Origin of the sequence: Paraburkholderia sp. BR10937 (assembly GCF_040965695.1) — a bacterium.
In the GTDB taxonomy this organism is placed as follows: Bacteria; Pseudomonadota; Gammaproteobacteria; order Burkholderiales; family Burkholderiaceae; genus Paraburkholderia.
Genome location: NZ_JBFRCL010000171.1, coordinates 1 through 388 on the forward strand (window position 1 = coordinate 1; position 388 = coordinate 388).

Consider the following 388-nt stretch of genomic DNA (forward strand, 5'->3'; position numbering starts at 1 on the left):
ACGGACCACGCTCCGGTCGCGCTGACGAACGTGGCGAACGGCGTGCTGAACGCCACGAGCTTCGACGCAGTGAACGGTTCGCAGCTGTACGCACTGGGCGCGAAGACCGATGCGTCGGGCAACATCACCAACGCGTTTGTCGCCTATGACGACACGACGCTGAACACCGTGACGTTGGGCGGCGCAGGCACCTCGCACGCGCCGGTCGTGCTGACGAACGTGGCGAATGCTGCGCTGAACGCCACGAGCTTCGACGCAGTAAACGGTTCGCAGCTGTACGCACTGGGCGCGAAGACCGATGCGTCGGGCAACATCAGCAACGCGTTTGTCGCCTATGACGACACGTCGCTCAATACGGTCACGTTCGGCGGCTCGGGTCATGCGCCTG

At 64.2% G+C, this 388-nt stretch carries 1 pseudogene; it reads left to right on the plus strand.

Annotated elements, in window-relative coordinates:
- Positions 1-388: pseudogene (locus AB4Y44_RS42500) on the plus strand (hypothetical protein); the annotation flags it as partial.